Origin of the sequence: Citrobacter sp. On2M, from assembly GCF_018035235.1 — a bacterium.
In the GTDB taxonomy this organism is placed as follows: domain Bacteria; phylum Pseudomonadota; class Gammaproteobacteria; order Enterobacterales; family Enterobacteriaceae; genus Citrobacter; species Citrobacter meridianamericanus.
In genome coordinates, this window is the sequence record NZ_WPCV01000002.1 from 645,245 (window position 1) to 669,065 (window position 23,821).

The 23,821-nt window shown below is 53.8% G+C and carries 21 protein-coding genes; 16 read left to right on the forward strand and 5 right to left on the reverse strand.

Annotated features, from left to right (window positions below; translation table 11 throughout):
• The first annotated feature begins 15 nt into the window (after positions 1-15).
• The 6 genes from lepB (at position 16) to acpS (ending at position 4,719) form a co-directional block, all read left to right on the forward strand.
• Positions 16-990 (forward strand): signal peptidase I, encoded by a 975-nt coding sequence (lepB, locus tag On2M_RS05230; protein WP_042306654.1) that lies wholly within the window; start codon positions 16-18, stop codon positions 988-990.
• A gap of 267 nt (positions 991-1,257) precedes the next feature.
• On the forward strand, positions 1,258-1,938 hold the full coding sequence (gene rnc / locus On2M_RS05235) for a ribonuclease III (protein WP_003037579.1): 681 nt from the start codon (positions 1,258-1,260) through the stop codon (positions 1,936-1,938).
• Positions 1,935-2,840 (forward strand): GTPase Era, encoded by a 906-nt coding sequence (gene era / locus On2M_RS05240; RefSeq protein WP_151217686.1) that lies wholly within the window; start codon positions 1,935-1,937, stop codon positions 2,838-2,840. The genes rnc and era overlap by 4 nt, the downstream gene beginning before the upstream one ends.
• A gap of 27 nt (positions 2,841-2,867) precedes the next feature.
• Positions 2,868-3,596, forward strand: a complete 729-nt coding sequence (gene recO, locus On2M_RS05245) for a DNA repair protein RecO (protein ID WP_151224098.1) — start codon at positions 2,868-2,870, stop codon at positions 3,594-3,596.
• An 11-nt stretch (positions 3,597-3,607) separates the two neighbouring features.
• Positions 3,608-4,339: a pyridoxine 5'-phosphate synthase gene (pdxJ, locus tag On2M_RS05250; protein ID WP_151217685.1), complete on the forward strand. Its 732-nt coding sequence runs from the start codon at positions 3,608-3,610 to the stop codon at positions 4,337-4,339.
• The gene (gene acpS / locus On2M_RS05255) at positions 4,339-4,719 is read left to right on the forward strand and encodes a holo-ACP synthase (protein ID WP_003037588.1); all 381 of its coding nucleotides are present in this window, start codon (positions 4,339-4,341) and stop codon (positions 4,717-4,719) included. The genes pdxJ and acpS overlap by 1 nt, the downstream gene beginning before the upstream one ends.
• Here the strand turns inward: acpS and On2M_RS05260 are convergent.
• Positions 4,716-4,976 carry a YfhL family 4Fe-4S dicluster ferredoxin gene (locus On2M_RS05260; RefSeq protein ID WP_096756130.1) on the reverse strand — a complete coding sequence of 87 codons (261 nt, stop codon included), beginning with the start codon at positions 4,974-4,976 and terminating at the stop codon, positions 4,716-4,718. The two genes, acpS and On2M_RS05260, sit on opposite strands and share 4 nt — an antisense overlap.
• A gap of 55 nt (positions 4,977-5,031) precedes the next feature.
• On the reverse strand, positions 5,032-5,880 hold the full coding sequence (locus On2M_RS05265) for a MurR/RpiR family transcriptional regulator (RefSeq protein WP_151217684.1): 849 nt from the start codon (positions 5,878-5,880) through the stop codon (positions 5,032-5,034).
• A 117-nt stretch (positions 5,881-5,997) separates the two neighbouring features.
• On the opposite strand from On2M_RS05265, the gene murQ reads away from it, so the two are divergent.
• Genes murQ through tadA form a run of 4 tightly spaced genes read left to right on the forward strand, consistent with a single transcriptional unit; the run spans position 5,998 to position 9,458 of the window.
• On the forward strand, positions 5,998-6,891 hold the full coding sequence (murQ, locus tag On2M_RS05270) for an N-acetylmuramic acid 6-phosphate etherase (RefSeq protein WP_151217683.1): 894 nt from the start codon (positions 5,998-6,000) through the stop codon (positions 6,889-6,891).
• A gap of 9 nt (positions 6,892-6,900) precedes the next feature.
• Positions 6,901-8,265: a PTS transporter subunit EIIC gene (locus tag On2M_RS05275; RefSeq protein ID WP_210904471.1), complete on the forward strand. Its 1,365-nt coding sequence runs from the start codon at positions 6,901-6,903 to the stop codon at positions 8,263-8,265.
• Between the two features lie 3 nt (positions 8,266-8,268).
• Positions 8,269-8,904, forward strand: a complete 636-nt coding sequence (gene yfhb / locus On2M_RS05280) for a phosphatidylglycerophosphatase C (protein ID WP_187253571.1) — start codon at positions 8,269-8,271, stop codon at positions 8,902-8,904.
• 17 nt (positions 8,905-8,921) lie between these two features.
• Positions 8,922-9,458: a tRNA adenosine(34) deaminase TadA gene (gene tadA / locus On2M_RS05285; RefSeq protein ID WP_072041501.1), complete on the forward strand. Its 537-nt coding sequence runs from the start codon at positions 8,922-8,924 to the stop codon at positions 9,456-9,458.
• 12 nt (positions 9,459-9,470) lie between these two features.
• Here the strand turns inward: tadA and mltF are convergent, their stop codons facing one another.
• Entirely contained in the window at positions 9,471-11,021 is a 1,551-nt protein-coding gene (mltF, locus tag On2M_RS05290; RefSeq protein WP_151217681.1) for a membrane-bound lytic murein transglycosylase MltF, read from the reverse strand.
• Positions 11,022-11,278: 257 nt separating this feature from the next.
• Between mltF and purL the strand changes: the two genes are divergently transcribed.
• The 5 genes from purL (at position 11,279) to glnB (ending at position 19,684) form a co-directional block, all read left to right on the forward strand.
• Positions 11,279-15,166 carry a phosphoribosylformylglycinamidine synthase gene (gene purL, locus On2M_RS05295; protein ID WP_187253570.1) on the forward strand — a complete coding sequence of 1,296 codons (3,888 nt, stop codon included), beginning with the start codon at positions 11,279-11,281 and terminating at the stop codon, positions 15,164-15,166.
• A gap of 588 nt (positions 15,167-15,754) precedes the next feature.
• Positions 15,755-17,185, forward strand: a complete 1,431-nt coding sequence (gene qseE, locus On2M_RS05300) for a two component system sensor histidine kinase QseE/GlrK (RefSeq protein ID WP_151224096.1) — start codon at positions 15,755-15,757, stop codon at positions 17,183-17,185.
• A gap of 22 nt (positions 17,186-17,207) precedes the next feature.
• Positions 17,208-17,951: a two-component system QseEF-associated lipoprotein QseG gene (gene qseG, locus On2M_RS05305; RefSeq protein ID WP_187253568.1), complete on the forward strand. Its 744-nt coding sequence runs from the start codon at positions 17,208-17,210 to the stop codon at positions 17,949-17,951.
• The gene (glrR, locus tag On2M_RS05310) at positions 17,951-19,285 is read left to right on the forward strand and encodes a two-component system response regulator GlrR (protein ID WP_304502307.1); all 1,335 of its coding nucleotides are present in this window, start codon (positions 17,951-17,953) and stop codon (positions 19,283-19,285) included. Before qseG ends, glrR begins: the two co-directional genes overlap by 1 nt.
• A gap of 60 nt (positions 19,286-19,345) precedes the next feature.
• Positions 19,346-19,684 (forward strand): nitrogen regulatory protein P-II, encoded by a 339-nt coding sequence (gene glnB / locus On2M_RS05315; RefSeq protein ID WP_002914032.1) that lies wholly within the window; start codon positions 19,346-19,348, stop codon positions 19,682-19,684.
• A 96-nt stretch (positions 19,685-19,780) separates the two neighbouring features.
• On the opposite strand, the gene hmpA is transcribed toward glnB, so the two are convergent.
• Positions 19,781-20,971 carry an NO-inducible flavohemoprotein gene (gene hmpA / locus On2M_RS05320; protein WP_210904472.1) on the reverse strand — a complete coding sequence of 397 codons (1,191 nt, stop codon included), beginning with the start codon at positions 20,969-20,971 and terminating at the stop codon, positions 19,781-19,783.
• Positions 20,972-21,297: 326 nt separating this feature from the next.
• Between hmpA and glyA the strand changes: the two genes are divergently transcribed.
• Positions 21,298-22,551 (forward strand): serine hydroxymethyltransferase, encoded by a 1,254-nt coding sequence (gene glyA / locus On2M_RS05325; protein WP_187253566.1) that lies wholly within the window; start codon positions 21,298-21,300, stop codon positions 22,549-22,551.
• Positions 22,552-22,618: 67 nt separating this feature from the next.
• Here the strand turns inward: glyA and hcaD are convergent, their stop codons facing one another.
• Positions 22,619-23,821 carry a phenylpropionate dioxygenase ferredoxin reductase subunit gene (hcaD, locus tag On2M_RS05330; RefSeq protein ID WP_210904473.1) on the reverse strand — a complete coding sequence of 401 codons (1,203 nt, stop codon included), beginning with the start codon at positions 23,819-23,821 and terminating at the stop codon, positions 22,619-22,621.

Consider the following 23,821-nt stretch of genomic DNA (forward strand, 5'->3'; position numbering starts at 1 on the left):
CCTTAAGGAGTTGGCATGGCGAACATGTTTGCCCTGATTCTGGTGATTGCCACACTGGTGACTGGCATTTTGTGGTGCGTAGATAAATTCATCTTCGCACCAAAGCGCCGGGAGCGTCAGGCAGCAGCGCAAGCTGCTGCAGGTGATTCACTGGATAAAGCAACGCTAAAAAAAGTAGCCCCTAAACCGGGCTGGCTGGAAACTGGAGCATCCGTTTTCCCGGTACTGGCGATTGTGCTGGTGGTACGTTCATTTATTTATGAGCCGTTCCAGATCCCGTCAGGTTCGATGATGCCGACGCTGCTTATCGGGGACTTTATCCTGGTGGAGAAATTCGCCTATGGGATTAAAGATCCTATTTACCAGAAAACGTTGATCGAAACTGGCCATCCGAAACGCGGTGATATCGTGGTGTTTAAATACCCGGAAGATCCGCGTCTGGACTACATCAAACGCGCTGTCGGTTTACCGGGAGACAAAGTGACCTACGATCCGGTGGCGAAAGAGGTCACGATTCAGCCAGGATGCAGTTCTGGTCAGGCGTGTGAAAACGCGCTGCCGGTGACGTATTCGGATGTTCAGCCAAGTGATTTCGTGCAGACCTTTGCCCGTCGTAACGGTGGGGAAGCGACCAGTGGCTTCTTTGAAGTTCCTCTGAATGAAACGAAAGAAAACGGTATTCGCCTCTCCGAGCGTAAAGAAACGCTGGGTGAGGTAACGCACCGCATTCTGACCGTGCCAATCGCGCAGGATCAGGTGGGAATGTATTACCGCCAGCCTGGCCAGCAACTGGCAACCTGGATCGTCCCTCCGGGACACTACTTCATGATGGGTGATAACCGTGACAACAGCGCGGACAGCCGTTACTGGGGATTTGTGCCGGAAGCGAACCTGGTGGGTAAAGCGACCGCTATCTGGATGAGTTTCGACAAGCAAGAAGGCGAATGGCCGACCGGTGTACGTTTAAGCCGTATTGGCGGTATTCACTAATCGCTGATAATCGTTCACGTTGTCGTCATTATGGCGGCAGCGTGAATTATTTCTCGGATAAATTCCCGCAGACTAACGACATCCCTTGTCGTTGTGTATAGAATATTCCCCCGAAGTTTTAGGTTGGCACCGACAGGTTGCCACGGCACACGAAACAGCGTTGGTTTGTATAAATGCATTTAGCTAAAGCCAAATGGCTAAGCGAAGTGCGTATATCAGGTCTGTTTCGTGTGCTGAATTGTTGACGCATTCATTTATTGGTATCGCATGAACCCCATCGTAATTAATCGGCTTCAACGGAAGCTGGGCTACACTTTTAATCATCAGGAGCTGTTGCAGCAGGCATTGACTCACCGTAGCGCCAGCAGCAAACATAACGAGCGTTTAGAATTTTTAGGCGACTCTATTTTGAGCTTTGTTATCGCTAATGCGCTTTATCACCGTTTCCCGCGAGTGGACGAAGGTGATATGAGCCGCATGCGCGCAACGCTGGTTCGCGGCAATACGCTTGCTGAATTAGCCCGTGAGTTTGACCTCGGTGAATGTTTACGTTTGGGGCCTGGTGAGCTGAAAAGCGGCGGCTTCCGCCGTGAATCGATCCTGGCTGATACCGTTGAAGCTTTAATTGGCGGCGTCTTCCTCGACAGCGACATTCAAACCGTTGAGCAACTGATCCTGAACTGGTATCAGACTCGTCTGGATGAAATTAGCCCAGGCGATAAACAAAAAGATCCGAAAACGCGCTTGCAGGAATATTTGCAGGGTCGCCACCTGCCGCTGCCGTCTTATCTGGTGGTGCAGGTTCGTGGTGAAGCACACGATCAAGAATTTACTATCCACTGCCAGGTCAGCGGCCTGAGTGAACCGGTGGTTGGCACAGGTTCTAGCCGTCGTAAGGCTGAGCAGGCTGCCGCCGAACAGGCGTTGAAAAAACTGGAGCTGGAATGAGCATCGATACAACTTACTGCGGATTTATTGCCATCGTCGGTCGTCCGAACGTCGGCAAATCCACCCTGTTAAATAACCTGCTTGGGCAGAAGATTTCCATTACCTCACGTAAGGCTCAGACAACACGTCACCGTATTGTTGGCATCCATACTGAAGGCGCGTATCAGGCGATTTATGTTGATACCCCGGGCCTGCATATGGAAGAAAAACGGGCGATCAACCGCCTGATGAACAAAGCGGCGAGCAGCTCGATTGGTGATGTTGAACTGGTTATTTTCGTTGTGGAAGGCACCCGCTGGACGCCGGACGACGAAATGGTGCTTAACAAGCTGCGCGACGGTAAAGCCCCGGTTATTCTGGCTGTGAACAAAGTAGACAATGTTCAGGAAAAAGCCGATCTGCTGCCGCACCTGCAGTTCCTGGCAAGCCAGATGAATTTCCTCGATATCGTCCCGATCTCTGCCGAGACGGGTTTGAATGTGGATACCGTTGCGGACATCGTACGTAAGCATCTGCCGGAAGCTATTCATCACTTCCCGGAAGATTACATCACTGACCGTTCTCAGCGTTTTATGGCTTCTGAAATCATCCGTGAAAAGCTGATGCGTTTTCTGGGGGCTGAACTGCCGTATTCTGTCACCGTGGAGATTGAGCGTTTTATCTCTAACGAGCGCGGTGGCTACGATATTAACGGTCTGATCCTCGTTGAACGTGAAGGACAGAAGAAGATGGTTATTGGCAACAAAGGAGCCAAAATTAAAACCATCGGCATCGAAGCGCGTAAAGACATGCAGGAGATGTTCGAAGCGCCCGTTCACCTCGAACTGTGGGTGAAAGTGAAATCTGGCTGGGCCGATGACGAACGCGCGTTGCGTAGCCTCGGTTACGGCGACGACGTCTAAACCCATCTTCTGAAACACGGCGAGTATATGGAAGGATGGCAACGAGCCTTTGTCTTACATAGTCGCCCCTGGAGCGAAACCAGTCTCGTGCTGGACGTCTTCACGGAAGAGTCGGGTCGCGTGCGCCTGGTGGCTAAAGGCGCACGTTCCAAACGCTCCAATCTTAAAGGCGCACTCCAGCCTTTTACCCCGTTGTTGCTTCGCTTTGGTGGACGTGGAGAGGTCAAAACCCTACGTAGTGCTGAAGCCGTTTCTCTGGCACTCCCTCTTAGCGGTATCACGCTGTACAGCGGCTTGTATATCAACGAACTTATCTCCCGCGTCCTTGAGTACGAGACCCGCTTTTCTGAACTCTTTTTCGATTATCTGAACTGTATTCAGGCGCTGGCTGGCGCCACAGGTTCGCCAGAACCCGCGCTGCGTCGTTTTGAGCTGGCCTTACTTGGACATTTGGGATACGGCGTCGATTTTACCCACTGTGCGGGCAGCGGCGAGCCGGTAGACGACACCATGACCTATCGTTACCGGGAAGAAAAAGGGTTTATTGCCAGCGTTGTTATTGATCACAACACTTTTACGGGACGCCATCTCAAAGCGCTTGAGTCGCGTGAATTTCCCGATGTCGATACGTTACGCGCCGCGAAACGCTTTACCCGCATGGCGTTAAAGCCGTATCTTGGTGGTAAGCCGTTAAAAAGCCGGGAACTGTTCCGGCAATTTATGCCAAAACGAGCAGTAAAAACAAATAATGATTAACGAGGATTGTCATGGCTGAATTACTGTTAGGCGTCAATATTGACCACATTGCCACATTACGTAATGCACGCGGTACCGCATATCCGGATCCGGTTCAGGCGGCATTTATCGTTGAACAGGCGGGCGCGGATGGTATTACCGTACACCTGCGTGAAGACCGTCGTCATATCACCGACCGTGACGTACGTATTTTGCGCCAGACGCTGGATACGCGCATGAATCTGGAAATGGCGGTCACCGAAGAGATGCTGGAGATTGCCGTTGAGACTAAGCCGCATTTTTGCTGCCTGGTGCCGGAAAAACGTCAGGAAGTGACTACTGAAGGTGGTCTGGACGTCGCCGGCCAGCGAGATAAGATGCGTGATGCCTGCAAACGCCTGGCGGACGCAGGCATTCTGGTTTCGCTGTTTATCGATGCCGATGAAGAGCAGATTAAGGCTGCTGCTGAAGTCGGCGCGCCGTACATCGAAATTCACACAGGCTGTTACGCCGATGCGAAAACCGACGCTGAACAGGCCAGCGAACTGGCGCGTATCGCCAAAGCGGCAACCTTTGCCGCCAGCCTTGGCCTGAAGGTAAATGCAGGTCACGGCCTGACATACCATAACGTTAAAGCCATCGCGCGAATCCCGGAAATGCACGAGCTGAACATTGGACATGCCATTATCGGACGCGCGGTGATGAGCGGTCTGAAAGATGCAGTTGTCGAAATGAAACGTCTGATGCTGGAAGCGCGTGGCTAATGGCGATTCTGGGATTAGGCACGGATATCGTGGAGATTGCCCGCATTGAGGCGGTGATCTCCCGTTCCGGCGACCGTCTGGCAAGACGTGTGCTCAGTGACAACGAATGGGCTATCTGGGAGACGCATCAGCAGCCGGTGCGTTTTTTGGCGAAGCGTTTTGCGGTCAAAGAGGCGGCAGCAAAAGCCTTTGGGACGGGTATCCGCAACGGTCTGGCATTTAATCAGTTTGAAGTCTTTAACGATGAACTCGGTAAGCCGCGTTTGCGGTTATGGGGAGAGGCGTTAAAACTGGCGGAAAAACTCGGTGTCGCACATATGCATGTGACGCTGGCTGATGAGCGTCACTACGCCTGCGCTACGGTGATTATCGAGAGTTAAAGTTTGTCTGCGTGATGCATCAGGACAAACTTATCCCACAGCTGCTCTTCCGTTTCGATATGTGCCGGATCTTTCAAAATAGTATTGGGGATCGGGCACACCTTCTGGCAGGTTGGCGTGTCGTAATGGCCTACGCATTCCGTACATTTGTCACTGTTAATCTCGTAAATGCTGTCACCCATCGAAATTGCCTCATTCGGGCATTCGGGCTCGCACATATCGCAATTGATACACTTTTTAGTGATTAACAGGGCCATCAGGAAACTCTCAAAACATCACAAATCGGGCGGGCATTATACGCGCATTCTTTGCTCAGACCAGTTTTTTTACCAGTGCTTCGCTGTGGCGAATGCGTTCCGGAGCGTGCTCAAGATCCTGCTGTACCAGTGCCATAAACAATAAATCAGTCAGCATCATTTGCGCATGCGTAGAGGAAATCGCTGCGCTGCGCGTAGCCTGCTCCTCAGCAATCGTATACAGACAATGAGTTGCCCGTTGCTGCAGGGCGTTCGGTGTAAATCCGGTGACGGCGAGAATTTTGGCTCCGGTGCGCAATGTTTCGTCCGCAGCCAGGTTGAGCTCACGGCGTTCGCCGGTATACGAAATGGCCAGCAGCAGATCGTTGGGCGAAAGCGCCTGCACTGCCGCCAACAGGGCGTGCATATCGCGTTCAACCACCGCGTTAAAACCAATTTTCAGCAGCTTCCAGGCAAAATTCTGTGCCACCAGACCCGATGCGCCAATCCCGGTCACGATAATGCGCCGGGCTGAGCGCAGCATCATGACGCTCTCCATCAGTTTCTCTTCGCTGTTGACGTCCAGCGTCGCATGCATCGCCGCCACGTTCTCCTGAATCAACTTTTCTCCCACCAGACGCATAGGGTCGTCACCGCGAATCTGATTATGCACCGGAATGGAGTGGGGGTTAGGATTGCTGGCCAGCGCTTCGCTAATCGCTAGTTTGAGTGCAGGAAATCCTTTAAAACCCATCTTTTGCGCGAACTTCACCACGCTGGACTGGCTGACGCCCGCCTCCGCGGCCAACTGCTGCGAACTGAGGTGCCGCGCACTATCCGGTTGGGCAAGGAGATAATCCGCAAGTTTTTTATCGCTCTGCGCGAGATCCGGGTAACGCTGACGAATGCGAATTAAACAGTTCATGCTGTCTCCTGGCGAAAACGTGATGGCGATTACAAAACAAAATTTCATTCGCCTTGATGAATATAATATTCCATTATGGCAGATTATTATGAATTAAAAATTCCTAAGGACCAAAAAATGAATCTCGGTGCATTAGTTTCAGAAACCCGCAATCCACAGACCATGGACCTGGATGCGCTCTCCACGCTGGAGTTGGTTCATCGTTTTAATCAACAGGATACGCTGGTAGCCGAAGCAGTAAAAGCAACTCTGCCTCAAGTTGCGTGCGCGGTCGATGCGGCAGCTAACGCGCTAAAAGCAGGTGGCCGCATTATTTACATGGGGGCGGGTACCAGCGGGCGTCTTGGGGTGCTGGATGCATCTGAATGCCCACCGACTTTCGGCGTTCCGCACGGTCTGGTGGTTGGGTTGATTGCCGGGGGGCCGGGCGCGCTGCTGAAGGCGGTTGAGGGTGCGGAAGATAACCCACAGCTAGGTGAGGACGATCTGCGCGCGATCAATCTCACCGCACAGGATATGGTCGTTGGTCTGGCGGCTTCAGGTCGTACGCCGTATGTGATTGGCGGACTGAAATATGCGCGTACGGTAGGTTGTACGACGGCGGCTATTTCCTGCAATCCGGATTCACCAATTGCACATGAAGCGGATATCGCTATTTCCCCGGTGGTGGGTCCGGAGGCGCTGACGGGGTCAACGCGACTGAAATCCGGTACCGCGCAAAAGCTGGTGCTCAATATGATCTCCACCGGAGCGATGGTGAAGTTCGGTAAGGTTTATCAGAACCTGATGGTGGACATGCAGGCAACCAACGTCAAACTGGTCGATCGTGCGTGCCGTATGGTGGTTGAAGCCACGGGCATTGCGCGTGAACAGGCGCAAGCGTTGCTAAAGCAGACTGATTTTGACGTTAAGCCGGCTATTTTAATGGCGCTCACCGGCCTGGACGCCGCTGCCGCTCGCGAAAAGCTTGCCGCTCACCAGGGTTTTTTACGCGCGGCGTTAGAACACTAAGAGGTGTATATGGATAAGACGGCGGTGCTGGCCAGCGATATTCTGCTGGGCGTTGGCGGAGAGAAAAATATTCTGCGTCTGGAAAACTGTATGACCCGCGTCAGGGTTGAAGTTCAGGATGACGGGCTGCTCGATATCCCTCGTCTCAGGCAACTGCCCGGCGTCAGCGGCTACGTGAAGCAGGGCGCGCAGCACCAGATCATTGTCGGCCCCGGTAAAGCGGCCAAGGTGGTGGATGCTATGCGCTCTCTGATTGCTGATGGCGGCGAAGGCAGAGATACGAATGATATCGAGCGCACGAAGTCAGAGGCCAAAGCGAAGTACAAAGCGCCCATGAGCGATGCGCTGCGTAAGTTGGCGAACGTCTTTATCCCTCTTATTCCAGCTTTTATCGCTTCTGGTTTGATCACCGGCATTATTAACATTCTTAAGCGACCGGATATCGTCGGGGATTTTGCGACCCACTATCCAAATATGCTTGGGCTGATGGGAATATTTGGCAGCGCCGTGTTTGCCATCATGAATATTCTGGTCGGGGTGAATACCGCCAAAGTATTCGGCGGTTCTCTGGCGATGGGCGGGGTGATGGCGGGGATCCTCTCCAGTCCGCAACTGGCACAAATCACGCTGTTTGGCGAAGCGTTGCAGCCGGGACGCGGCGGGGTGATCGCGGTACTGCTGGTGGTTGCGTTGATGTGTTGGATCGAACGCAAATTCCGCGAGCTGTTGCCAGAATCGCTGGAGCTGATCCTAAACCCACTGCTGACCACCATTATCACCGGGGCCATCGCGATTGTTGCGCTGCAACCACTTGGCGGCTGGATTTCTGAATCTATTGCTCATGGCGCATCCTGGGCTATTGATCGCGGCGGTTTTCTGGTGGGGGCCGTACTGGCTGGGACTTTCCTGCCGTTGGTGCTCACCGGACTTCATCAGGGATTGGTGCCGATCCACGTTGAACTGGTACAGGCGCATGGTTATAACGCGCTCTTTCCTATCCTGGCGATGGCTGGCGTCGGGCAAATTGGAGCTTCCATTGCCGTGCTGATGAAAACCCGTAACGCACGGCTTAAAAAAGTGATCAAAGGCGCGCTGCCGGTTGGACTGCTGGGCGTTGGCGAGCCGCTGATTTTTGGCGTCACGCTGCCGTTAGGTAGACCGTTTATCGGTGCCTGCCTTGGCGGCGCGGTAGGCGGAGCGCTGATTAGCTACTGGAAGGTGGCGACGGTTATCACCTTTGGTATCTCAGGATTACCGCTGGCACTGACGATTGTTGCCGGAAAAGTGATGTTCTATCTGTTAGGCTATCTGGTAGCAGTTATTGCCGGGTTCCTGTTTACCTGGCTATTGGGGTTCAACGATCCAGAGGACTAAGGTTTGACCAATCACCCGCGCCGCGTTGTTTTTTTTGATTTGGATGGCACGTTACACCAGCAGGATATGTTCGGTAGTTTCATACGTTATCTGCTACGTCGTCAGCCGCTGAACGCGCTGCTGGTGCTGCCTCTGCTACCGGTGATTGCGCTGGCATTGCTGATTCAAGGGCGTGCCGCCCGCTGGCCAATGAGTCTGCTGTTGTGGGGATGCACTTTTGGTCGCAGCGAGGCGCGTCTGAAAGCGCATCAGTCCGACTTTGTACGCTGGTTTCGCAGTAATGTGACGGCGTTTCCGCTCGTTCAGCAGCGCCTGACAACCTACCTGTTAAGCTCTGATGCTGACATCTGGCTTATCACCGGCTCTCCGCAGTCACTGGTCGAGCAGGTTTACTTCGACACGCCGTGGCTACCGCGTGTCAATTTGATTGCCAGCAAAATGGCGCGGGGATACGGCGGGTGGGTGCTGACGCTGCGCTGCCTCGGCCATGAGAAAGTGACTCAACTGGAGCGGCAGATTGGCGCACCGCTGTCTCTTTACAGCGGCTACAGCGACAGTAAGCAGGACAATCCGTTGCTCTCTTTTTGCCAGCATCGCTGGCGCGTCACGCCGCGCGGAGAGCTGCAACAACTCGAATAGAGTAAACGATAGCGTCTGTGTATAATGCGCCCGCTTTTATTGGTGGAGTAACCCCTTTGTCTGAAGTTGAATTTAGCCACGAATACTGGATGCGTCATGCTTTAACGCTGGCTAAGCGCGCCTGGGATGAGCGTGAAGTTCCGGTGGGTGCAGTATTGGTGCATAACAACCGCGTGATTGGCGAAGGCTGGAACCGTCCGATCGGCCACCATGATCCGACTGCTCACGCTGAAATTATGGCGCTGCGTCAGGGGGGCCTGGTACTGCAAAACTACCGTCTGTTAGATGCCACGCTGTACGTCACTCTGGAGCCGTGCGTGATGTGCGCAGGCGCGATGGTCCATAGTCGTATCGGCCGGGTGGTTTTTGGCGCACGCGATGCGAAAACGGGCGCTGCCGGGTCATTAATGGATGTGCTGCATCACCCAGGAATGAATCATCGGGTTGAAGTGACCGAAGGCGTGTTACGGGATGAATGCGCCACGCTGCTCAGTGATTTCTTCCGCATGCGTAGGCAGGAGATCAAAGCGTTGAAAAAATCCGCCAATCAGTAAATACCAATCAGGCTACTTATCCTCTTTCTTTTGTGCTGAAAACAGCAGCGAAGGGGAGTGCGACAGGTAGTTTGACGATGTCTGAGTCAGAAAGGCTGAAAGCGGAAATTTATCTTTACCCACCAGCTCAGCCGGTGACACCGCCGGATAATCCTGAGCCAGTTGCATTTTTTCCTGCGCCTGTTTTTCTTTCTCCTGCAGATACCCCACCAGGCTAATCTGGTATTTACGGATATTTTCCACATAAGCGTAGGCTTCGTGACCACGCGCATAGCCATAGGTCAACTTGCTGTAATACGGCTTTTGGCTGAGTAGTGGCAGTCGCTGTTTTACGTCGGACCAGCTGTTCGGATTGCCTTTTGTTTTCACCGTCAGCGCCCGGGCATCCAGCATGTGCGCATAACCCATGTTGTAGGCCGCGAGCGCAAACCAGATACGTTCCCCTTCGGGAACGGTATCCGGCACTTTACTCATCATATCCTGCAAATACCGCGCGCCGCCGCTGATGCTCTGTTCTGCATCGGTACGGTCAGTTAGCCCGAGACTCTGGGCGGTATTTTTGGTCAGCATCATCAGCCCGCGTACCCCAGTCGGGGATGTGGCCTGCGCATCCCAGTGCGACTCCTGATAGGATATTGCGGCGAGCAGTCGCCAGTCTATCTCCTGCGCATACTTCTCAAAGAGCGGCTTGAGGTCCGGCAATACGCTGTCTACAGCACGCAAAAAGGTGCGGGTATCAACATAGTCAAAATCATCGCCATGCCCAAGATACTTCTCTTCCAGCCGCGCCAGAGAACCATCTTCATTCATGGTATTAAAGAAATCCAACAGCGCGGCAGACAGCGTGTTGTCATTGTCCAGACGACTAAACCAGGTCACCGGTTGTTCGTCGGAAACGTCCAGCGCCACGGCCAGCTCAGGATGAACGCGCTGGTATAAACTGATGGCGACGGAATCGGCAATGGTGTAATCCAGCTTTCCGGCGATAACATCATCAAGCAGTTCAGTGGTCCCTTTTTTGTCATCGACCTTCCAGCTCAGCTCGGGGAATTTTTTCTCTTTTAGCTGTTGGAGATCGTTAACCACCACATGTCCTGGGGCGATAGTCAGTTGGCTTTCGTTCACGGTGGCGAGCGTGCGCGGGCGGTATTGTCCAACCCGATACACCAACTGTTGTGAAACTGAATAGTAGGTCGGTCCTGGCTGGTAATTTTTTACCCGCTCGCTGTTATAGACCAGACCTGCGGCTAACAGATCGGCATTACCGTTATCCAGGTCGTCGAAAAGCTGGCTAATGTTCTGGCGCACTGTGACGTTTAACTTCACGCCCAGGTAGTTGGCGAACGCCTGGGCCAGTTCATAATCCAGACCGAATTTTTTGCCGTTGAGGGTTGCGTAAGTTAACGGCGAGTCGAGGGTACTGACGCGCAGCTCTCCCCGCGACTGAATGGCGGCGATACGATTTTCGGCTTTACCGAACCAGGGGATAGATGGCCAAAGGGCCGCTGCCAACAACAGCGTTAATATGCCGATGAACAGATAATTAATCTTTAATTTTTTCAATTAGTTAATTCTCTGAACCGTACGTTTTCTCTGCCTGCTGTGGTGCTGATTAAGAAGTGAAGTCGTCATTAATGAGCGGCATTTTGCTTAAACTTGCGCCAGTTGGCAACTTATTCAGAAACCAGACCGCATTTGATGATAAGAAATGGTCGTGATTTTATTTCGACGCAAACGGTTTCGTCGGCGCGCCAGATTCTTTATAATGACGCCCGTTTCCCCCACTTGGGCACACCGAAAGCTTAGAAGACGAGAGACTTATGATGGAAATTCTGCGTGGTTCACCTGCACTGTCTGCATTCCGTATTAACAAACTGCTGGCACGTTTTCAGGCTGCCAACCTCCAGGTCCACAATATTTACGCCGAGTACGTCCATTTTGCCGATCTGAATGCACCGCTGAATGAGGACGAGCACGCACAACTAGCACGTCTGCTGAAATATGGTCCTGCTCTTCACAGCCACGCCCCTGAAGGCAAACTGCTGCTGGTTACGCCTCGCCCTGGCACCATCTCCCCGTGGTCTTCTAAAGCGACTGATATTGCCCACAACTGCGGCCTGCAGCAGATTAGCCGCCTGGAACGTGGCATTGCCTGGTATGTTGAGGCCTCTACGTTGACCGCTGAGCAGTGGCAGATGGTTGCCGATGAACTGCACGACCGCATGATGGAAACAGTTTTCCCAGCACTGAACGATGCCGAAAAGCTGTTTGTACATCATCAGCCGGCACCGGTCTTAAGCGTTGATCTGCTGGGTGAGGGACGCCAGGCACTGATCGACGCTAACCTGCGTCTGGGCCTGGCGCTGGCGGAAGACGAAATCGACTATCTGCAGGATGCGTTCACCAAACTGGGACGCAACCCGAACGACATTGAACTGTACATGTTTGCGCAGGCAAACTCCGAGCACTGCCGCCACAAGATTTTTAACGCCGACTGGATTATCGATGGTAAACAGCAGCCGAAGTCGCTGTTCAAGATGATCAAAAATACCTTCGAAACTACGCCGGACCACGTGCTGTCTGCCTATAAAGACAACGCTGCGGTAATGGAAGGTTCTGAAGTGGGTCGTTACTTTGCCGACCACAAAACCGGCCGCTACGATTTCCATCAGGAGCCAGCCCACATCCTGATGAAGGTAGAAACCCACAACCATCCGACGGCTATCTCTCCGTGGCCGGGTGCGGCAACCGGCTCCGGCGGCGAAATCCGCGACGAGGGGGCAACCGGTCGTGGTGCAAAACCGAAAGCAGGGCTGGTGGGTTTCTCCGTTTCCAACCTGCGTATTCCAGGCTTTGAACAGCCATGGGAAGAAGATTTTGGTAAGCCGGACCGTATTGTTACCGCACTCGATATCATGACCGAAGGGCCACTGGGCGGCGCGGCGTTTAATAATGAATTTGGTCGCCCGGCGCTGACGGGGTATTTCCGCACCTATGAAGAAAAGGTTAACAGTCACAACGGCGAAGAACTGCGCGGTTACCATAAACCGATCATGCTGGCAGGCGGGATCGGTAACATCCGTGCCGATCATGTACAGAAAGGCGAGATCGTCGTTGGCGCTAAGCTGATCGTCCTCGGCGGGCCGGCAATGAACATCGGTCTTGGCGGTGGTGCGGCCTCTTCTATGGCTTCCGGCCAGTCTGATGCGGACCTCGACTTTGCCTCCGTACAGCGTGACAACCCGGAAATGGAACGTCGTTGCCAGGAAGTTATCGACCGCTGCTGGCAGATGGGCGATGCCAACCCGATCCTGTTTATCCATGACGTTGGCGCTGGCGGCCTGTCAAACGCCATGCCTGAGCTGGTAAGCGATGGTGGTCGCGGCGGTAAGTTCCAGCTGCGCGATATCCTCAGCGACGAACCGGGCATGAGCCCGCTGGAAATCTGGTGTAACGAATCCCAGGAGCGTTATGTGCTGGCGGTTGCCGCTGACCAGCTACCGCTGTTTGACGAACTGTGTAAGCGCGAGCGCGCGCCGTATGCGGTGATCGGTGAAGCCACCGAAGAACAGCATCTGACACTGAGCGATAGCCACTTCGACAATCAGCCGATCGACATGCCGCTCGATGTGCTGTTGGGCAAAACGCCGAAAATGACCCGCGATGTGCAGACGCTGAAAGCCAAAGGCGATGCCCTGAATCGTGGCGAAATCTCGATTGCAGATGCGGTTAACCGTGTGCTGCATCTGCCGACTGTTGCTGAAAAAACGTTCCTTGTGACCATCGGCGACCGTACCGTTACCGGCATGGTCGCGCGTGACCAGATGGTGGGGCCATGGCAGATCCCGGTAGCCAACTGCGCGGTCACTACCGCAAGCCTTGATAGCTACTACGGTGAAGCGATGTCTCTTGGCGAGCGCGCGCCAGTCGCATTGCTCGACTTCTCTGCCTCTGCGCGTCTGGCTGTAGGTGAGGCGCTGACCAACATTGCGGCAACGCAGATTGGCGATATCAAACGCATTAAACTGTCGGCTAACTGGATGGCTGCTGCGGGTCACCCTGGCGAAGACGCCGGACTGTACGAAGCGGTAAAAGCCGTTGGGGAAGAATTATGTCCGGCGCTTGGCCTGACCATTCCGGTGGGCAAAGACTCTATGTCGATGAAAACCCGCTGGCAGGAAGGCAACGAACAGCGTGAAATGACCTCGCCGCTGTCGCTGGTGATCACCGCCTTTGCCCGCGTGGAAGACGTGCGCCACACGATTACCCCGCAGCTTTCTACTGAAGACAATGCCCTGTTGCTGATTGACCTTGGTCTTGGTCACAACGCGCTGGGTGCAACAGCGTTGGCGCAGGTTTACCGTCAACTGGGCGATAAGCCTGCTGATGTGCGTAACGTTGAGCAACTGAAAGGCTTCTACGACGCCATTCAGGCGCTGGTGGCACAGCGTAAGCTGTTGGCCTACCACGACCGTTCAGACGGCGGGCTGCTGGTTACGCTGGCGGAAATGGCCTTCACCGGTCACTGCGGTATTGAAGCTGATATCCACTCTCTGGGTGACGATCGTCTGGCTGCGCTGTTTAACGAAGAGCTTGGCGCGGTGATTCAGGTTCGCGCAGCTGATCGTGAAGCGGTTGAGGCGTTGCTGGCTCAACATGGCCTGGCCGATTGCGTGCACTATCTGGGGAAAGCCGTGCAGGGCGACCGCTTCGTGGTTGAAGCTGACGGTCATGCGGTGTTCAGCGAAAGCCGCACTACGATGCGTATGTGGTGGGCGGAAACCACCTGGCAGATGCAGCGTCTGCGCGACAACCCGGAGTGTGCCGATCAGGAACACGACGCTAAAACCAACGATGCCGACCCTGGCCTTAACGTTAAACTGTCATTTGATATCAATGAAGACGTTGCTGCTCCGTACATCGCCACTGGCGCGCGTCCGAAAGTGGCCGTGCTGCGCGAGCAGGGCGTTAACTCCCATGTCGAAATGGCGGCAGCTTTCCACCGTGCGGGCTTTGACGCTATTGATGTACACATGAGCGATCTGCTGGGGGGACGCATCGGCCTGGGTAATTTCCAGGCGCTGGTAGCCTGCGGCGGCTTCTCTTACGGCGATGTGCTCGGCGCAGGAGAAGGTTGGGCGAAGTCAATTCTGTTCAACAACCGCGTGCGTGATGAGTTCGAAACCTTCTTCCATCGCCCGCAAACGCTGGCGCTCGGGGTGTGTAACGGTTGCCAGATGATGTCTAACCTGCGTGAGCTGATCCCGGGAAGCGACCTGTGGCCGCGCTTTGTACGCAATCACTCCGATCGTTTTGAAGCCCGCTTCAGTTTGGTTGAAGTGACGCAAAGCCCGTCTTTACTGCTTGCCGATATGGTGGGATCGATGATGCCGATTGCCGTTTCTCACGGTGAAGGTCGTGTGGAAGTGCGTGACGGTGCGCATCTGGCTCAGCTCGAGAGCAAAGGTCTGGTGGCCCTGCGCTATGTTGATAATTTCGGTAAGGTGACCGAGACCTACCCGGCTAACCCGAACGGTTCGCCGAACGGTATTACCGCTGTTACCACGGAAAATGGTCGCGTTACCATTATGATGCCGCACCCGGAACGCGTGTTCCGTACCGTGAGTAACTCCTGGCACCCGGAAAACTGGGGTGAGGACAGCCCGTGGATGCGCATTTTCCGTAACGCGCGTAAACAGTTGGGTTAATTAGCCTGTAATCATTAAGCCCCTCTTCGTGAGGGGCTTTTTTTATGGCGCAGACCAATTAAGGCGTTCACGCCGTCATCCGGCAATACCTCAGCGCTTATGGCACAGAATTAATGTGTCTCGAAATCCCGACATTGGCGGGGTTGGGGTGTCGCCAAAAAGAGACATTTAATTATATGATTTACAATGAATTTGTTTTTAAGTGCTACAGGTGTTGCTGATTGGCGACGGTATGGGTAAAAAACGGACAATAACATTTTTCAGATAAATAATGATATTTTCTATATATATCATTGTGTTAATAAAATGTTTTGAATATTGGCACAGATGCTGCATAATATTAATCAGTGGCTCATTCACCTTCTTATGTCAGCCCCTTCGGGACGTGCTACATAAACTTCGAATGACGCACAACAAGGTGCCTGCCGTCCAACATCTGATATTAGCGTAGCTATATCAACCTTCGGGCGAAACGTCGAGTTAGGCACCGCCTTATTCCACAACAAAGCCGGGTTAATCCCGGCTTTGTTGTATCTGGCGTTTCCCTCAGTTAGCATCAACCTATTCCTGTCCATTGAGAGTAACACCTTGAAGCGCTGGTCAGTTTTTCCCCGATCTTTACGTCAACTGGTGACGTTGGCATTTTTGCTTATCCTGTTGCCGTTGTTAGTTTTGGCCTGGCAGGCGTGGCAAAGCCTGAATGCCCTGAGCGCGCAGGCGGCTCTGACGAACCGAACGACGCTGATTGACGCCAGACGCAGTGAAGCGATGACCAATGCTGCCCTTGAGATGGAGCGTAGCTACCGCCAATACTGTGTACTTGATGACCCAACGTTAGCTAAGGTTTACCAGAGTCAACGTAAACGCTACAGCGACATGCTGGATGCGCATGCAGGCGTGTTGCCGGATAACCGGCTCTATCAGGCGTTACGCCAGGACATCAACGATCTCGCGCAGTTGCAGTGTCGTAACAGTGGTCCTGACAGCGTGGCGGCCGCGCGGCTGGAAGCGTTCGCCAATGCCAATACTGAGATGGTACAAGCGACGCGGACTGTCGTCTTTTCTCGTGGACAGCAACTACAGCAGGAGATAGCCGAGCGAGGTCAGTTCTTCGGCTGGCAGGCGCTGGTGCTGTTTCTCGTTAGCCTGGCAATGGTGCTGCTGTTTACCCGCATGATTATCGGTCCGGTGAAGGGCATCGAACGGATGATCAACCGTCTGGGAGAAGGGCGCTCGCTGGGTGATAGCGTGTTATTTACCGGGCCCCGTGAGCTGCGATCCGTGGGGCAGCGTATTATCTGGCTGAGCGAACGTCTTTCCTGGCTTGAGTCGCAGCGGCATCAGTTTTTACGCCATCTTTCTCATGAGCTGAAAACACCGCTGGCGAGTATGCGCGAAGGTACCGAATTGCTGGCCGATCAGGTAGTGGGCCCGTTAACACCGGAGCAAAAAGAGGTGGTCGGTATTCTCGATGACAGCAGCCGCAATCTGCAAAAACTGATTGAGCAGCTTCTCGATTACAACCGCAAGCTGGCGGATGACGAGGTTGAGCTTGAAAGTGTAGAAATCGCCCCGCTGGTGGAAAACGTGGTTTCTGCGCATAGCCTGCCCGCCCGCGCCAAAATGATCCATACTGATGTTGCGCTTGCGGTGAACGCCTGCCTGGCAGAGCCGATGCTATTAATGAGCGTGCTGGACAATCTTTATTCCAATGCGGTGCACTACGGCGCTGAATCCGGTAACATTTGGATCCGCAGCAGTTTGCATGGCTCAACGGTATACATTGATGTAATGAATACCGGCACGCCGATCCCAGAAGCAGAACAGACCATGATCTTCGAGCCTTTTTTCCAGGGGAGCCATCAGCGAAAAGGGGCGGTTAAAGGAAGCGGGTTGGGGCTGAGCATTGCCAGAGATTGCATCCGCCGTATGCGGGGCAAACTGTATCTGGTTGATGACCATGCGCAAAACGTTTGTTTTCGCATAGAACTGCCGCTAGCTGCTGCGAAAAATCACTAAAATAAACCTAAGTCTGGTGAGTATGCCTTACGTTGTTGTCAGAATGCTTAAACGACATTTTTTCCGTCGCGTTATCCTCGCAAGCCTGCCGTGTCTGGTGCTGGTTGGCTGCGTTCCGAACGCGGTGAATCATATCATCGGCGATCCCTCGCAGGAGAAAATTCCACCTCATCAACTTGCTGACTACCTTGCAACCGAGTGTGCGGATATCTGGTCGCTAACGGGTCAGTCCACGGATACCAACCCGCTGTATTGGCTGCGGGCGATGGATTGCGCCGATCGCATGATGCCTGTGCAGGCGCGCAGTGAGGCCAGTGCTCAACTCACGGATACCTGGCAGGGCGCTTTCAAACGCGGGATCCTGCTTGATAACGCCCGTATTACCCCGCCTGAACGGCAGGAGGCAGTTACGCGTCTCGATGCGTTAAGTCCACAAATTCCGACTCAGGTTCGACCGCTTTATCAGGCCTGGTTTCGTAACCAACTGTTGCAATTACAGCTTGCTGAAGAACGCATGCGTTACAGTAAGCTCCAGCAGGCGTCAGACAGCGAGCTCGATACGCTGCGTCAGCAGCAACAGCATTTGCAGTCCCAGCTCGATCTCACGACCCGCAAGCTGGAGAATCTGACCGATATTGAGCGCCAGCTTTCCACGCGCAAACCCGCCGGTAACTACAATCCTGATGCGCCGCACGGGAACGATAAACTCACTACGCCTGATAACGAGGACGGTGCCACGCCGCCTGCCGATGAGGTAACGCCATGATAAGCCGTAAGCCCGCGCATTTGCTGCTGGTGGATGATGATCCGGGGCTGTTGAAATTACTCGGTATGCGACTGACCAGCGAAGGTTACAGCGTCGTGACTGCGGAAAGCGGGCAGGAAGGGCTACGGGTACTGAATCGCGAAAAAGTGGATCTGGTCATTAGCGATCTGCGCATGGATGAAATGGACGGCATGCAGCTGTTTACGGAAATCCAGAAAGTACAGCCGGGAATGCCGGTTATTATCCTTACCGCTCACGGCTCCATTCCTGACGCCGTAGCGGCGACGCAGCAAGGGGTCTTCAGTTTTCTCACCAAACCGGTCGATAAAGACGCGTTATACCACGCAATTGACGGGGCGCTGGAACAGTCTGCGCCTGCTACTGATGATAGCTGGCGTGAGTCCATTGTCACCCGCAGTCCGCTGATGCTGCGTTTGTTGGAACAGGCGCGAATGGTGGCACAGTCGGACGTTAGTGTACTCATCAACGGTCAAAGTGGGACCGGGAAAGAAGTTTTTGCTCAGGCGATTCACAACGCCAGCCCGCGTAGCCACAAACCCTTTATTGCCATTAATTGCGGCGCGTTGCCGGAACAATTGCTGGAGTCTGAACTGTTTGGCCATGCGCGTGGCGCTTTTACCGGCGCGGTGAGTAATCGTGAAGGGCTGTTTCAGGCTGCGGAAGGTGGGACGCTGTTTCTCGATGAGATTGGCGATATGCCAGCACCGTTGCAGGTTAAATTACTGCGCGTGTTGCAGGAACGAAAAGTCAGACCGCTGGGAAGTAACCGCGATATCGACATTGATGTGAGGATAGTTTCCGCGACGCACCGCGATTTACCCAAAGCCATGGCGCGGGGAGAATTTCGCGAGGATTTGTACTATCGCCTCAACGTGGTGAGTCTGAAGATCCCGGCACTGGCCGAACGTACGGAAGATATTCCGCTGCTGGCAAACCATCTGCTACGCCAGTCTGCTGAACGACATAAACCGTTCGTGCGCGCCTTTTCAACCGATGCCATGAAGCGGTTAATGACCGCCAGTTGGCCGGGCAACGTGCGTCAGTTGGTCAACGTGATTGAACAGTGCGTCGCGTTGACCTCTTCTCCGGTGATCAGCGATGCGCTGGTGGAGCAGGCACTGGAAGGGGAAAACACCGCGCTGCCGACCTTTGTTGAGGCGCGTAATCAGTTTGAACTCAATTACCTGCGTAAGCTGCTGCAAATTACCAAGGGTAATGTGACCCATGCGGCGCGAATGGCTGGGCGCAACCGCACTGAGTTCTACAAGTTGCTTTCTCGCCATGAGTTAGATGCAAACGATTTCAAAGAATAGTTTTCCGGATTATGTTACGTTTATCCGATCAAAAGACAGGCGACCTTTTCAAGGAATAGCATGAAAAAGATTGATGCGATTATTAAACCCTTCAAGCTGGACGACGTCCGCGAAGCGCTGGCCGAAGTTGGCATTACCGGTATGACTGTAACAGAGGTCAAAGGCTTTGGCCGTCAGAAAGGCCATACCGAGCTGTACCGCGGCGCGGAATATATGGTGGATTTTCTGCCGAAAGTAAAAATTGAAATTGTGGTTACCGACGACATCGTAGATACCTGCGTCGACACCATTATTCGTACCGCCCAGACCGGCAAAATCGGTGACGGTAAGATTTTTGTCTTTGACGTGGCTCGCGTTATTCGTATTCGTACCGGTGAAGAAGACGACGCGGCAATCTAAGCCGCGCCGTGCTTGCCGAATGGCGGTGTAAACACCTTCTCAGGCCTACAATATCTCGTAGGCCTGAGAAGCGCAGCGCCATCAGGCATAACGTAATTACAGAACTTTATGTGGGCCGAAACATTCGTAATGAATGTTCTCGTTTTTTACGCCCAGACCAACCAGCTGCTTTGCGGCAAACTGCATAAAGCCAACCGGACCGCACAGATAAAACTGCATCGCCGGATCGCTGATTGCGCCTTCCAGTTTATTCAGATCCATCAGACCTACACTATCAAACGCACCTTTCGCGCGATCAGCTTCGGTTGGCTCGCGATACCAGGTGTGTGCGCTAAAGCGCGGCAGCGTTTTGCCGAGTTCATTCACTTCATCGGCGAAGGCATGGACATCACCGTTTTCAGCCGCATGGAACCAGTTAACCTGCGCCGCATGGTTTGCTTTCGCCAGCGTATCCAGCATCGCCAGCATTGGGGTCTGACCTACGCCTGCGGAAATCAGAGACACAGGGGTATTAGTCGCGACATCCATAAAGAAATCGCCCGCAGGTGCGGCTAAGTGAACAACGTCGCCAACATTCGCATGATTGTGCAGCCAGGTGGAAACCTGACCACCGTCTTCACGCTTAACGGCAATCCGATAGCCTTTGCCATCAGGTTTACGGGTCAGTGAGTACTGACGAATTTCCTGATGCGGGAAACCTTCCGGCTTCAGCCAGACGCCCAGGTATTGCCCCGGATGATATTCAGCTACTGCGCCACCGTCGACAGGCTCAAACTCAAAGCTGGTGATAAGCGCGCTTCGCGGCGTTTTTGCCACGATACGGAAAGGTCGAGTACCTTCCCAGCCGCCATTTTTATTGGCATTTTCGCTATAGATTTGCGCTTCACGGTTGATGAAAACGTTCGCCAGTACACCATACGCTTTACCCCACGCATCCAGGACTTCCTGGCCTGGGCTGAACATTTCGTCCAGCGTTGCCAGCAAATGACCACCCACGATGTTGTACTGCTCTGGTTTAATCTGGAAGCTGGTATGCTTCTGCGCGATTTTCTCAACCGCTGGCAACAGCGCCGCCAGGTTTTCGATATTGCTGGCATACGCGGCAATCGCGTTAAACAGCGCTTCGCGCTGATCGCCATTACGCTGGTTACTCATGTTGAAAATTTCTTTCAGCTCTGGGTTATGCGTAAACATGCGATCGTAGAAATGGGCGGTCAGCTTCGGACCTGTTTCAACCAGCAGGGGAATGGTGGCTTTAACTGTAGCGATGGTTTGTGCGTCAAGCATACGGTCTTCCTTTATCTGAGACTTTAATGATGTATGTCAAATGCATCTTATAAAAAATACCCCTGCATTGTAAATGGTTCTTTGTAACTTTGCGTTGTAAAGGTTACATCGTGAAAAATCTGCATCACAAACCTGAAAAGAAATCCGTTGAAATTCAGCAGACCTTTGTTCTCCAAAGCCTTGCGTACCGTGAAGGTAATCGTTTGCGTAAAATCCTTTGTCAAGACCTGTTATCGAAGAATGATTCGGTTATACTGTTCGCCGTTGTCCTACGGACCGCCTTTTAAGGCCGAAAATTTTATTGTTAGCTGAGTCAGGAGATGCGGATGTTAAAGCGTGAAATGAACATTGCCGATTATGATGCCGAACTGTGGCAGGCTATGGAGCAGGAAAAAGTACGTCAGGAAGAGCACATCGAACTGATCGCCTCCGAAAACTATACCAGCCCGCGTGTTATGCAGGCGCAGGGTTCTCAGCTGACCAATAAATACGCTGAAGGTTATCCGGGCAAGCGCTACTACGGCGGTTGTGAGTACGTTGATATCGTTGAACAACTGGCTATCGATCGTGCAAAAGAGCTGTTTGGCGCTGACTACGCTAACGTGCAGCCGCACTCCGGTTCTCAGGCTAACTTCGCTGTTTACACCGCTCTGCTGCAACCGGGCGATACCGTTCTGGGTATGAACCTGGCACAAGGCGGCCACCTGACTCACGGCTCCCCGGTTAACTTCTCCGGCAAACTGTACAACATCATTCCTTACGGTATTGATGATTCCGGCAAAATTGACTACGAAGATATGGCGAAGCAGGCCAAAGAACACAAACCGAAGATGATCATCGGTGGTTTCTCTGCTTACTCTGGCGTGGTTGACTGGGCCAAAATGCGTGAAATCGCTGACAGCATCGGCGCATACCTGTTCGTTGACATGGCGCACGTTGCGGGTCTGATTGCCGCAGGCGTTTACCCGAACCCGGTTCCACACGCACACGTTGTCACCACCACCACCCACAAAACTCTGGCGGGTCCGCGCGGCGGCCTGATCCTGGCGAAAGGCGGTGATGAAGAGCTGTACAAAAAACTGAACTCTGCGGTGTTCCCAAGTGCGCAGGGTGGCCCGCTGATGCACGTGATCGCGGCGAAAGCCGTGGCGCTGAAAGAAGCAATGGAGCCTGAGTTCAAGGTTTACCAGCAGCAGGTTGCTAAAAACGCCAAAGCGATGGTGGAAGTGTTCCTGAACCGTGGTTACAAAGTGGTTTCTGGCGGTACTGAAAACCACCTGTTCCTGCTGGACCTGGTTGATAAAAACCTGACCGGTAAAGAAGCTGACGCTGCGCTGGGCCGTGCCAACATCACCGTCAACAAAAACAGCGTGCCGAACGATCCGAAGAGCCCGTTTGTGACTTCCGGTATCCGTATCGGTTCTCCGGCAATCACTCGCCGCGGCTTCAAAGAAGCGGAAGCGAAAGAACTGGCTGGCTGGATGTGTGACGTGCTGGACAATATCAATGACGAAGCCGTAATTGAGCGCGTCAAAGGTAAAGTTCTGGACATCTGCGCACGCTTCCCGGTTTACGCGTAAGCGTCAATAGTTAGCTGTGAAAAAGGCCGCGAATGCGGCCTTTTTTATGTTCGATATCAGGCAGCAGTTATAACGATTTCAGCGCCACGCCTTCATCACACAACGCTTCCTCGCTCAAGGCTCGCTCTGACTGAATAAGCTTACGCAGTACACGCACTTCGCGCCCGTTGTTGAGCGCGACTGCGCCAATTATCGCTCCATCGCGCAACTGGAGCCAGATTGCTTTCCCCCTTTCAGGGTTGCCACGACATAGCCATGTTTGCCCCTGCATTTCGCCAATAAACTGCAAATTATCGCGATATTGGTCGGTCCAGAACCAGCCCGGTGTCTTGTGGGGCAACGGCTGGTTGAGCATTGCGGCGGCTGCAATCTGTGCCTGATTATTGGCATTTTCCCAGCTTTCCACACGAACTAACGAACCATCGGGCAAGCGCATTATCGCCACATCACCGGCGGCGAAAATGTCCGGATCGGAGGTGGTGCAGGCGCTATCAACGATAATGCCGTTAGCCGTTTCCAGACCGGCGTCGCGGGCCAGCGCATCATTCGCCACGATACCGATGCCGTAAACCACGGCATCGGCCAGCAGCGTCTCGCCGTTTTGCAGCGTCAGCGAGAGAAACTCCCCCGCTTCGGCGTGTTCAATGGTGCTGTTGAGTAACACCCGCACGCCCACCTGCTGGTGGCGGGCAAGCAGGTAGTCGCGCACCGGAGCAGGGGCGTTGCGGCCCATTACCGACGACGCCATCTCGACCACTGTCACCCTGCAGCCGCGTTGTGTGGCACTCGCCGCCAGTTCCAGGCCAATCGTGCCCGCACCGACGATCACAATTGCCTTACCCGGTTGTAGCACGTCGCGCAGGCGTTCGGCGTCTCCAGCATGGCGCAGCGTAAAGCAACGCTCGCCCAGCTTATTGAGCAGTGGCAAAGGCCTGGCAGCGGCGCCGGTGGCCAGCAGCAACTGCGACCAGCGGTAGGTTTGACCATCGGCCAGCGTTAGCGTACGCGAGGCGCGATCAATCTGGCGTAACGTAACGCCGAGATGCAGTTGCACGTTGTGTTCCTGCCACCAACTGGCGGGGAGTACCGGCTGAAGCTGCGGGGCATCGTCCAGCAGCATGGCTTTGGAGAGCGGCGGGCGTTCATAGGGTAGATGCGCTTCGTCAGAAAAGAGGTGTAACGGCCTGTTAAACCCCTGCTGGCGTAGCGCGGCGGCGGCCATTGCCCCCGCCTGACCGCCGCCGATGATGGCTATAATCTGTTCACTCAT

Coding starts and splice junctions, on each gene's coding strand:
- acpS (WP_003037588.1), top strand. CDS start 4,339: ATGGCGATTCTGGGATTAGGCACGGATATCGTGGAGATTGCCCGCATT.
- glyA (WP_187253566.1), top strand. CDS start 21,298: ATGTTAAAGCGTGAAATGAACATTGCCGATTATGATGCCGAACTGTGG.
- hmpA (WP_210904472.1), bottom strand. CDS start 20,971: ATGCTTGACGCACAAACCATCGCTACAGTTAAAGCCACCATTCCCCTG.
- murQ (WP_151217683.1), top strand. CDS start 5,998: ATGAATCTCGGTGCATTAGTTTCAGAAACCCGCAATCCACAGACCATG.
- qseG (WP_187253568.1), top strand. CDS start 17,208: ATGCCTTACGTTGTTGTCAGAATGCTTAAACGACATTTTTTCCGTCGC.
- rnc (WP_003037579.1), top strand. CDS start 1,258: ATGAACCCCATCGTAATTAATCGGCTTCAACGGAAGCTGGGCTACACT.
- recO (WP_151224098.1), top strand. CDS start 2,868: ATGGAAGGATGGCAACGAGCCTTTGTCTTACATAGTCGCCCCTGGAGC.
- purL (WP_187253570.1), top strand. CDS start 11,279: ATGATGGAAATTCTGCGTGGTTCACCTGCACTGTCTGCATTCCGTATT.
- On2M_RS05265 (WP_151217684.1), bottom strand. CDS start 5,880: ATGAACTGTTTAATTCGCATTCGTCAGCGTTACCCGGATCTCGCGCAG.
- On2M_RS05260 (WP_096756130.1), bottom strand. CDS start 4,976: ATGGCCCTGTTAATCACTAAAAAGTGTATCAATTGCGATATGTGCGAG.
- lepB (WP_042306654.1), top strand. CDS start 16: ATGGCGAACATGTTTGCCCTGATTCTGGTGATTGCCACACTGGTGACT.
- hcaD (WP_210904473.1), bottom strand. CDS start 23,821: ATGAGTGAACAGATTATAGCCATCATCGGCGGCGGTCAGGCGGGGGCA.
- era (WP_151217686.1), top strand. CDS start 1,935: ATGAGCATCGATACAACTTACTGCGGATTTATTGCCATCGTCGGTCGT.
- glnB (WP_002914032.1), top strand. CDS start 19,346: ATGAAAAAGATTGATGCGATTATTAAACCCTTCAAGCTGGACGACGTC.
- On2M_RS05275 (WP_210904471.1), top strand. CDS start 6,901: ATGGATAAGACGGCGGTGCTGGCCAGCGATATTCTGCTGGGCGTTGGC.
- pdxJ (WP_151217685.1), top strand. CDS start 3,608: ATGGCTGAATTACTGTTAGGCGTCAATATTGACCACATTGCCACATTA.